This window comes from bacterium (assembly GCA_030648955.1).
Classification (GTDB): Bacteria; Patescibacteriota; Minisyncoccia; order Phycocordibacterales; family JAUSHB01; genus JAUSHB01.
The window spans coordinates 1-10,190 of record JAUSHB010000020.1; the positions used below are offsets into that span (position 1 = coordinate 1).

The following is a 10,190-nucleotide window of genomic DNA, read 5'->3' on the forward strand; positions in this document are numbered from 1 at the left end:
CTAACCCCCGACACCACCGCTCCTACCACTCCCACCAACCTTTCCGCAACTGCAGTTTCTTCGTCTCAAATTAACTTGAGTTGGAATGCTTCCACCGACCCAACTGTAGCCGGAGAAACCACATCAGGAGTTGCACACTACGAAATCTTCCGTAACAGCATTTCTATTGCCACAACCACAGCACTCTCGTACACAAACATCGGACTCACCGCATCCACCACCTATTCCTATACTGTGCGTGCAATCGATGTGGTAGGGAACGCCTCTCCACAATCAATAGTAGTCTCTGCAACGACACAACTCGTTCCTCCTCCCGACACCACCGCCCCTACCACTCCCACCGGACTTTCAGCCACATCTACCTCTTCGTCACAGATCAATCTCACCTGGAGCATTTCAACAGACAATGTTGGTGTTTCTGGATACCGTGTTTTCCGCGATAGTCTCCAAGTGGGAACAACTTCAGCAACAACCTATGCAGACCAAGAGCTCCTTGCTTCCACCACCTACTCCTACACTGTCTCTGCATTTGACGCGGCAGGCAACATTTCAATGCAATCAACTAGTGCAAACGCCACGACGCAGGAAATAATTCCCCCATCTTCAGTCACTTATGATTTTGAAAATGGGGTAATGCCCGGAGCATTTGACATCGCCCCCAATTCTCCTTGGACGGTTGTGACCAGTCAAAAGCATAGTGGAACATACGCGATAAAATCGGGGAATGGTGGAGTCAATAATAGTTTCTCGCAACTGACACTATTGGCAAATTTTGAAGCTGGAGATGTTTCTTTCTGGCGACGATATGAAAGCGAGGGTAATTACGACAAATTTATTTTTCTCATCGATGGTGTCGTTCAGGCAAATTATCCAAAATCTGGGTCTGGCACGACATGGACAGAAGACGCGTTTACTTCCGCCATAACCGCTGGTGTTCATTCACTCGACTGGATTTACGTTAAAGATTCAAGTGTTAATACCGCTGGAGATGGGGTTTGGCTTGACGACATTGTGATTCCCAATTTCACCCCTGTCAGTGACAAGGGAGAATCATTTGAATCGGGAATTCCTGCGACATGGACAAATGATGCCACTAAAGTTTGGTCAACAACAAGTGTAAACTATCGTAAAAAACTCGGATCATATTCTGCGAGATCGTATACACCACTGGGAAATAATGGTGTGTCCACTTTGCAAAAGACGATTACAACATCTGGAGGAGATATGTGGTTTTATTATTACATATCGTCGGAAGTAGGGGATGATCTTCTCAAGTTTTACATTGATGGTGTCGAGCAAAGTAATGTTGCTGCATCGGGGTATTACGATGCACAACGAGATCCATTGGATGCGGGTTGGATATTTAGAAAGTATACTGTTTCTGCAGGACCTCACACATTCAAATGGGAATATTCAAAAGATAAAGGCGGAGTTGCTGGAAATGATGCGGCGTACATTGATTTGGTACATTTCCCAAATTAAATTTAAAAACACGCCTACGTCGGCTTATAACAGAGATGGTTGTTGTATATCGTACAAGACCAAACAGAAAGCCCCTATCAAGGGGCTTTCTGTTTGGTATGAAGAGATTTTTATTTAAGGTTATGATGGAAAAATCTCAAAAATCCAGCGGACGAATTATTTGGAGACACCAATAGTCACCGATGTTCCACTCGCGTCACCTCCAGCCGAGACGCTCATGGAGCGTTCACCTTTTGTGGCGGATAACATGGAAGCACCTGCCATAGTTACCTCATTTCCGATTGCCCAACCTTGTTTTGGTAACTCAGTCTTATAATATGCAATTACTTCACTTGCCGATTTTGTCGTACTGTACATAACCCCCGCACCGTCTGAGCCTGTAGATGGATTGGAAGACACTGCGTAATTAATCTTTGCACCCTGCATGATAGAGACGTCAGAAGGCCAGCTGCTTGGCAAAGAAACATTTTCTCCTACCGAGACACTTCCATCATTAGTTTTGTATGTCGCCGTATTATTGCCATTGTAATCGACATCCACATTGCCACCAGTTGCGCGCTCGATTGCTCGTTCCGTTGCATTTTTCCCAAAGAATCCTCTCCCGAACATTCCCAATAAACCGAGAACAATTACTACACCGACAATGATGATAATCGTCTTGTTGTTTGAGCCGGAAGATGGTGCCGGCTGCTGTGTCTGCATTTCGTTCATATATATATTTGTATTAATAATAATTGATAATAGTATCCACTTTGTATTTAAAATTTAACCTGGCGAGTCGAACCCACTCTTCACCGGGCTTGCTCAAGTGTAGCATAAGGATGTCTTTAGAGATATCATTATGGTATGAGTTTTGAACGAACACCCGATGGAGCACTTTATGAACCGCCCCTTGGTGCAAAGTGTTCCTGAGACTGTGGCACTTTCATCGATCAAGAAGACTTCGTCAGAATAAACGGGGAAGAGTTCTATGTGCCCGGGCATGAAACCAGAAAAGACGAAAAGGAGCGTAACAAAAATCGTAAAATAAACGAAGAACAGTACAATAAAGAATATATGCCCCCGTGGAAACTCGACGAAGATAAAGAGAAATAAAAAAACCGACTGGACAAATGTGATATTATCCGCTATTTTTCCAACAGGTAACATCGAAAGAGTTCCCCCTAAAAGGGAAACAGGTCAGATGCTGGCTGCGAACCGTGGCGCGACCCGGGAGAAGGTTGGTTGGGTGGGAGCCATAGAGAGTGAAGGGCGGAGGAAATGCCGATAGAGGCACTAACGCCGCTTGGATTCTATGAAGAAACCCGACACCGAGCACCAGAGGCTTGTAATGGCAAGCCCGTAATCCCGTACTCGGACCTTCATCGCAAGACGGCAGGAGATTGGTTCATGCTGCCAGCCAGCTGATGACTTGTATTGATAATGAAATAAGATAAAACAGAAACGCAACGCCCACTTCAGGGCGTTTTTGTTTGGGGAAAGGGCGGGGAAAGGGGGTCGGGTACACTTTTCTGCCACCACCTTTCGATTCTAGGTTCATCGGTCACGAATCACTAAGTATTTTATTTCGCTATGCTCATAAAATACAAAGTGTTCGCGACCCCGCCTCGCGCCGTCGCGCTCCGGCTTTCAATTCCCCCACATACGAAGGGAAATCGGTCACATATAAATTTCCTGACGGAAATTTTGCGCGACCCCGGCTCGCGATTTTTGCCTTGCGCTTTGCGCAAACAAAAATATCGCTGCGCCTTTCGATTCCCCCCATCTCGCACAATCGCAAACCGCCCAAAGACGGGTGTCTTTGGGCGGTGCGACTTGTGGAGATGGGGGGAATCGAACCCCCGTGCAGGAAATAGTTTGCGATGAGTCTACAGAGTGTAGTTGGTTTAATTTTTTTAAGCGAGATGAGTATAAAACAAACAAAATCTCATTTCGCCGATCCTCTTAGTGTCGAAACATTGCCGAGAAGTACAACATTCCTATTCCGAATATATAACACCTTAGACTGCGTATCGGACGTCGGCAGGTAAGATGCGGCTTAGGCTAACGCGTAAACCGGAGCAAAGTTGTTGATTCCGAAATACGGAGATACAATTCCTTTTGCTTTTGCAACTAAATTTTTTGCATTTAGCAGTTCCAATGATTTAACGAGATCGTTGGCTCTCGACTTGCACATCGCAAAGATGATCCCCTGTCTAGGCCGATCATCCCCATATTTAGTTTGTAGTTGGCAGTTGGTAGTTGGTAGAAATAATCCCACTGAACTTTTGCGGTTACTGAAAACTAGCAACTAAAAACTAATAACTAATTTGTCAACGTTCTAAAACCTTTCACGCATTTCTCGTGCGACATCGCGCTCGGTGTCGCGTTTCTTGATCGATTCGCGTTTGTCATATTTTTTCTTGCCGCGTCCGATACCGATTGAAACCTTGATTTTGCGTCCTTTAGTATACAATGAAATCGGCACAATTGTCAATCCTTTCGCACCTTCAGCGCCCGCGAGCACATCAATTTCTTTTTTTGTGAGAAGTAATCTACGATTGCGGAGCGGGTCGTAGTCTTTTGGCATATTTTTGGGTTGATAGGGAGGAATGTTCATTCCTATCAGAAATACTTCTCCGCCTCGGGCGATAGCGTGCGAGCCTTCAAGGGAACCGCGTTTGTTGGTAAGAGATTTGACTTCGGGACCGAGCAACTCGATACCCGCCTCGAATTTTTCGAGGATCTCGTAATTGAAATATGCTTTTTTATTTTCTATCAACGTCGGCATCTGCCTATCCTATCAGTAACAAAAGCGTTTGACAACGAAATTTTATTATGGTTGAATGCAAAAAGAAATTTTGACAAAACTCCCTACCTTCACCTTGCAATAAAAGACTACGGAGGTTTTATGTATCCAGAAGCATGTGAAGTATTCTTCGGTAATTCCACGAGGTGTTACATTTATTTTGTAATTTTCTGGGGAATATTAATTGTATTCGGGGGTTTTATTTTGCTGGGTTTTATGCGTATACTCGCAAAGTATTCTGTTCCCAAAGAAGTACGAATGGTTTGCCCAAAATGTAAAAACGGGGATTTAAGGGAAGAGGCGATTAGAACTTTGGATAAAAGATTTAGTAGCAAAAAGAAAGACCAAGAAGATTATTTTTTGGTTTGCCAGAAAAGATGTGGATATGCAAAAAAGTTAAGGAATCAGAATAGGTAACATCGCTGTTTGAAATGCCATGATTTGTGAAAGCAAATCATGGCATTTTCTTTTTCCTACAAATTAGTATAGAATGTCTTTCTGCTTGTCCCGTGAGAGTTTAACGAGAAATCACCTAACGAGACACAAAACCACCGTATTATTAACCTAAAATGCCAAAGGGATGGATATTTTTAACCCAAAAGATTCAAAAAAGAAAGGAACCAAAAAGGGTGTCGGATTACCTAGTAAGCAACAATTCTTAAGTAATATCTTAAGCGTTATTCTTATACTGCTCATTCTTTCAACTGTTTACTCAATGATATCTGAATCACGGGCAAAAATAGAAGAAATCTCTATTTCCCAACTTGCTACCGATATTACCAACGGGCTAATTTTAAAAGTAGAAATTGAAGGAGATAAGATTACCGCCACGTACAAAGATGACGTGGTGAAGAAATCCCTAAAAGAGCCGAGTGGGACATTGCCTTCCGTTCTCTCCGACCTAGGTGTTCCCGCAGAAAAAATTAAAGATGCTGGTATTGTCGCGCAAAATCCATCAGGGCTTGGTTATTGGATCCTTAATCTTGCACCATTCCTTCTCCCTATTATTTTTATTGTCTTCTTTTTCTGGTTTATGTCACGGCAAGTCAAAGGTGCCGGGATGCAGGCGTTCTCGTTTGGACAATCAAAAGCTCGCATCATAGATCCTAATGATAAAAATCAGCGTGTAATGTTTAAAGATGTCGCGGGTGTAAAAGAAGCAAAAGAGGAACTCAAGGAAATTGTTGATTTTCTTAAGAACCCAAAGAAATTCTTGGATATCGGGGCGCGGATTCCGAAAGGCGTTGTGCTTGTGGGTGCACCAGGAACAGGGAAGACCTTGCTTGCGCGCGCAGTTGCGGGAGAAGCGGGGGTGCCATTTTTTATTATTTCAGGTTCAGAATTTGTTGAAATGTTTGTGGGCGTTGGCGCATCACGCGTGCGAGATCTTTTCAAAATGGCGAAGAAAGCGGCACCGGCTATTATTTTCGTGGATGAAATTGACGCGGTTGGTCGCGTCCGAGGGAGTGGCATGGGCGGAGGCAATGACGAACGCGAGCAGACACTCAACCAAATCCTTGTTGAGATGGACGGTTTTGAACCAAACGAAAAAGTAATCGTCATGGCAGCGACCAACCGCCCCGACGTTTTGGACCCTGCGCTTTTGCGTCCCGGCCGTTTTGATCGCCGCGTGGTGCTTGATCTGCCAGATGTTGATGATCGTGAAGCAATTCTTAAAATCCATGCAACCAAAAAACCACTAGCTGAAGATGTAAACCTTCGCGTTATCGCGGAAAGAACGCCGGGATTCTCTGGGGCGGATTTAAGTTCACTTATGAACGAAGGAGCAATCCTTGCGGCGCGTGAAGATCGCAAGAAAGTTTCACAATTTGACTTTATCCGCTCGATTGAGAAAGTGATGCTCGGTCCCGAGCGCAAAAGCCATCTGCTTTCTAAAAAAGAAAAAGAGATTACTGCCTACCATGAAGCGGGGCACGCTCTCGTATCATCAGTGCTTCACTACGCGGACCCGGTTCATAAGATAACGATTATCTCACGCGGACATGCGGCAGGGTACACCCTCAAACTTCCCCTTGAGGAAAGGAGAATGCAGTCCAAAAAAGAATTTTTGGATGATATTGCTATGTCACTTGGCGGGTATGTTGCCGAAAAAATGCTTTTTGATGATCTCACGACAGGACCCTCGAATGATTTGCAGGTTGCAACCGCGCTCGCGCGCGATATGGTGACAAAATACGGGATGTCTGACAAGCTTGGGCCAATGGCGCTTGAGGGTATTGGTGGGCGTACTCTTGTAGGACGAGGACTCAATGAGCATGATTATTCAGAATCAATGTCGAAAGAGATTGATGAAGAGGTTTCGAAAATCATGAATGAAGCACATCGTCGCGCTGAAAAAGTTCTCATGGAATATCGCAAAGCACTTGATGATATCGCGCATGAACTTATTGAAAAAGAAACACTTGAGCGTGCCGAATTTGAAAAATTGCTTATTTTGAATGGTATCAAGCCGAAAAAACTGGAGGAAGAAATATTGGCAACAGGATAATTTACGATTCCCAACCTTCTATTTATTGGTAATCCCCCGAGTATCATACAAAATTGCCTATAGGCAATTTTGTATGATAATATAGAGGTAATATGAAAAACTACAAACGGGGCGAACTTGCGAAAGAAATCTTGAAAGGATTGGCAATCGGCGGGTTCATTGTTGCTTGTTTTGCGTTGCCTGGGCTTGCTCAAGTCGCCACGCTTTTTAAGCCCAAGGGCGCGTACGATCGACATCGTGTAGGTCAAGCAATTCGTGGCTTAGAGAAAAAGAAGTGGGTACGAGTTTACCAAAGAAACGGAGAAGATGTTGTGGAAATTACCGAACGGGGAAAGAAAAAAGTTTTAGAATATAACCTTGAGACCATGAAACTCAAACCGCAGAAAAAATGGGATGGAGTGTGGCATATGGTGATGTTTGATATTCCCGAGACCCAAAAACGAGCGCGAAGCGCAGTCAGTTTTAAGATAAAAGAACTCGGGCTCTATCCGATACAAAAATCGGTATTTGCATCGCCCTATCCATGCAAAGACGAGATCGACTTTATCGGAGAAATTTTCGGCGTGAGGAAATACATCATCTATCTGCACGCCACTAACTTTGAAGGGGCAACAAAAATGAAGCAACACTTCGGTGTTTAAATTCCGACTATTTTTAACCCTAGGACTCTGCAGAAGGGAGTATTATTGGCGCTATTACAGATTATATCTATCATATAAAAATGTCTATAGGCATTTTTATATGATAGATAGCAGGAGGCGTAGATAGAGAATGGATGTGTATAACGAGGGTTGCTAGTTTGCGGGGGGGGGTATACTATAATAAATAAGTTTGATATTAATAACTAGTCTTTTCATATATGAGTCATCATAATCACTCTTTCAAAACACGATTGTCAGGCGTTCTTTTGACTGCCATTTTATTAATTTCCCCTGTTATCGCATCAGCAGATACACTAAGTGACATGTCAGCAAAACTTGCTGAAGCGTCTGCTTCTTTAAATAAAATCATTACTTCTTTATCAACAACACAGCAAGCGCAGGTTGCTGGGGCATCTTACCAAACCGACCTCGAAATCTTCAAACTATGTTTAAATCAATACACCACCACTTCACCATTATGTGCCAAGTCGGACTTTAACAGCGATGGGATCGTAACTGCGGCAGACTACACAATGCTCCGCTCCTCGCTTATCTACGACATGAACGCCGATCTTACCATCGACCTCCGCGATTCCGCCGACAATACTGATCTCAATTTCCTTAAATCCTGTTTTGGTCAATATACCGCATCATCGACTCCGTGCGCAAAAACTGATTTCACGGGGGATGGGGTTGTAAACTTTGCCGACCTCGCTTCGTTTAAGAGTGCAATCAAGTACGACCTTAACGCAGATAGCAAGGTGGATTTGAGAGACTCATCAACAACGTGTATGGCAGGCCAAACGTGGAATGGGAGTGCATGTGTGGTAACCAGCACCACATGTGCTATGGGACAGGTATGGAATGGGTCAGCGTGTGTGGTGGAAACAACGCCAATAATTTGTCCTATTGGACAGGTTTCAAATGGAGCATCTTGCGTAATCCTAAACACAACTTGTCCCACAGGACAGACGTGGAATGGCAGCTCGTGTGTGCTCACCAGCACCACATGCGCTACCGGGCAGGTATGGAATGGGAGCGTATGTGTGGCGACACTCACTACCACAAACCCAACCACAGATGCCCTACAAGCGCAGATAAATTCTTTACTTCAGCAACTCAATCTTTTACAGGGCCAGCTTGCAAACACGACCAAACCGCCATCAACGCTTCCTCCGGTGATACCGGGACAAGGAGGCGGGCAAGTTCCACCAGCCGATATCGATCCTCTCGTACAGAGTTCCTGCACGGAACTCACTCAAAACATGAGACTGCGATCGCGTGATGTGGACACTAATGGGGAGGTAACCAAAGTGCAAGGCGTGCTTATCCTGGGCGGATATTTAAGCACGGAAGCAACTGGCTACTTCGGATATCTCACCCTCAAAGCAGTTCAGACATTTCAAACAGCTACGGGAATAAGCCCGACAGGATTTGTCGGTCCGCTTACCCGTGAAAAAATCAGAGCAATGACCTGTGGTCGGGGGTAATCACGAACAACACAAAAAGTGTTGTTACAGAAGGGCTTGAAAAACAAAATGACGACCAAAGGGTCGTTATTTTGTTTTGATTTTGCGGGAGCCGTGTATAATGGTGTCACTGGGGGAAAATTGAAACCCTGTGTCCGTCCGTATCCTGCCTGCCGGGTAGGCAGGCTCAATGGTTAGAGCATTCGGCTTATAAGTGGCAGTTTTTTGAGAGAAATTATAATTGTGTCCGCCCTTAGCTCAGTTGGTTAGAGCACAGAGCTTATACCTCTGCGGTCCTTGGTTCAAATCCAAGAGGGCGGACAGAGTTATAATTTTTGGAGAAAAACGAACCACTTATATTTACTAATATATCCGAACGGTTTCAGGTTCGAGTCCTGACGGGCGGACATATGGTTGCATTTTAAGGAATTATGTTTAAAATGATCTTAAGAAATAAGTCCTTTTGAAAAAACTTGACAAATTCGAGTATTCATGTATTATGTAGAGACACAACGTTGGGAGCAAGAATTATTATATTTAATAGTTTTTTATTATTAACCCGCAAAAGTTTATATTTTTATGAAAAAAGTAACCATAGCATTTTTTATTGGATCCATAATGCTTCTTCCGCTTGTCTCATCTGCAAATGTAATGGATGATTTACGCGCGCGAGTATCGGCCCTTTCTGAAATTGTAAAAAACTTACAAGTAAAACTAGAATCAATCGTAAAGTCGAAAGTTTCAACTGGTACAAATGTTGCAACAGTAATCGGGGCGACTCAATCATCATCGGTTTTTGTCGTCTCTCCGAACGGTGGCGAAACACTTACCCAAGGAATACAGAGTTCTGTTGCATGGCAAGGAGGAGTAGGGCAAGTAAGTATCGCACTCATGAAAGCAAGTATGACAAATCAAGGAAATCCAACTACCGACAATCTTCTTATCGGTTGGATTGGTTCAAAACTTCCTCCCAATAATTCAATTCTTTGGGATGCGAGAACAACATGCGATCTCTCTCTGACTAATTGTAGAAATGTAACACCAGGAAGCTATAAGATTATGGTGGTGTCACAAGATGCGAGTGGAAATCTTACCATGTGGGACTACAAACAAAATAAGGCGGGTAATTGGGATGTGAGCAACGCATCGTTTACCATCAAGTAATTTAAATTCTCAAGAATTAAAAAACAAAAGGGCCGAAAGGCCCTTTTGTTTTTATATCAAGGTTCAACCTCGTTGGGTTTTTTTTAAGGCTTGCCTGCTTAATGTTTACTCAAAATGAATATCGTGTTTTTTATTGT

8 protein-coding genes, 1 tRNA gene and 1 other RNA gene are annotated in these 10,190 nt (G+C 43.7%); 7 read left to right on the forward strand and 3 right to left on the reverse strand.

Going from position 1 to position 10,190, the window contains the following annotated elements; translation table 11 throughout:
- Positions 1-1,482: fibronectin type III domain-containing protein (locus Q7S11_04780; GenBank protein ID MDO8573040.1), on the forward strand; the 1,482-nt coding region annotated here is incomplete at its 5' end.
- A gap of 156 nt (positions 1,483-1,638) precedes the next feature.
- Here Q7S11_04780 and Q7S11_04785 read toward each other — a convergent pair.
- The 3 genes from Q7S11_04785 to smpB all read right to left on the reverse strand — a co-directional run bounded on the left by Q7S11_04785 (position 1,639) and on the right by smpB (position 4,252).
- Positions 1,639-2,193, reverse strand: coding sequence for a hypothetical protein (locus Q7S11_04785; protein MDO8573041.1), 555 nt, complete (start codon positions 2,191-2,193; stop codon positions 1,639-1,641).
- A 1,104-nt stretch (positions 2,194-3,297) separates the two neighbouring features.
- Positions 3,298-3,694, reverse strand: a transfer-messenger RNA (tmRNA) gene (gene ssrA / locus Q7S11_04790).
- A gap of 108 nt (positions 3,695-3,802) precedes the next feature.
- Positions 3,803-4,252, reverse strand: a complete 450-nt coding sequence (smpB, locus tag Q7S11_04795) for an SsrA-binding protein SmpB (protein ID MDO8573042.1) — start codon at positions 4,250-4,252, stop codon at positions 3,803-3,805.
- Between the two features lie 51 nt (positions 4,253-4,303).
- Between smpB and Q7S11_04800 the strand changes: the two genes are divergently transcribed.
- The 6 genes from Q7S11_04800 to Q7S11_04825 all read left to right on the forward strand — a co-directional run bounded on the left by Q7S11_04800 (position 4,304) and on the right by Q7S11_04825 (position 10,053).
- Positions 4,304-4,687 carry a hypothetical protein gene (locus Q7S11_04800; protein ID MDO8573043.1) on the forward strand — a complete coding sequence of 128 codons (384 nt, stop codon included), beginning with the start codon at positions 4,304-4,306 and terminating at the stop codon, positions 4,685-4,687.
- 163 nt (positions 4,688-4,850) lie between these two features.
- Entirely contained in the window at positions 4,851-6,779 is a 1,929-nt protein-coding gene (gene ftsH, locus Q7S11_04805; GenBank protein MDO8573044.1) for an ATP-dependent zinc metalloprotease FtsH, read from the forward strand.
- 92 nt (positions 6,780-6,871) lie between these two features.
- On the forward strand, positions 6,872-7,420 hold the full coding sequence (locus Q7S11_04810; GenBank protein MDO8573045.1) for a hypothetical protein: 549 nt from the start codon (positions 6,872-6,874) through the stop codon (positions 7,418-7,420).
- A 218-nt stretch (positions 7,421-7,638) separates the two neighbouring features.
- Positions 7,639-8,910 (forward strand): peptidoglycan-binding protein, encoded by a 1,272-nt coding sequence (locus Q7S11_04815; GenBank protein MDO8573046.1) that lies wholly within the window; start codon positions 7,639-7,641, stop codon positions 8,908-8,910.
- Between the two features lie 226 nt (positions 8,911-9,136).
- Positions 9,137-9,210, forward strand: a tRNA-Ile gene (locus tag Q7S11_04820).
- A gap of 258 nt (positions 9,211-9,468) precedes the next feature.
- Positions 9,469-10,053 (forward strand): hypothetical protein, encoded by a 585-nt coding sequence (locus Q7S11_04825; protein ID MDO8573047.1) that lies wholly within the window; start codon positions 9,469-9,471, stop codon positions 10,051-10,053.
- Positions 10,054-10,190: the final 137 nt, after the last annotated feature.

What these genes read in the sequence shown, in the direction of transcription:
- Q7S11_04785 (MDO8573041.1), bottom strand. Translation starts at nt 2,193, where the DNA reads ATGAACGAAATGCAGACACAGCAGCCGGCACCATCTTCCGGCTCAAAC.
- smpB (MDO8573042.1), bottom strand. Translation starts at nt 4,252, where the DNA reads ATGCCGACGTTGATAGAAAATAAAAAAGCATATTTCAATTACGAGATC.
- ftsH (MDO8573044.1), top strand. Translation starts at nt 4,851, where the DNA reads ATGGATATTTTTAACCCAAAAGATTCAAAAAAGAAAGGAACCAAAAAG.
- Q7S11_04810 (MDO8573045.1), top strand. Translation starts at nt 6,872, where the DNA reads ATGAAAAACTACAAACGGGGCGAACTTGCGAAAGAAATCTTGAAAGGA.
- Q7S11_04815 (MDO8573046.1), top strand. Translation starts at nt 7,639, where the DNA reads ATGAGTCATCATAATCACTCTTTCAAAACACGATTGTCAGGCGTTCTT.
- Q7S11_04825 (MDO8573047.1), top strand. Translation starts at nt 9,469, where the DNA reads ATGAAAAAAGTAACCATAGCATTTTTTATTGGATCCATAATGCTTCTT.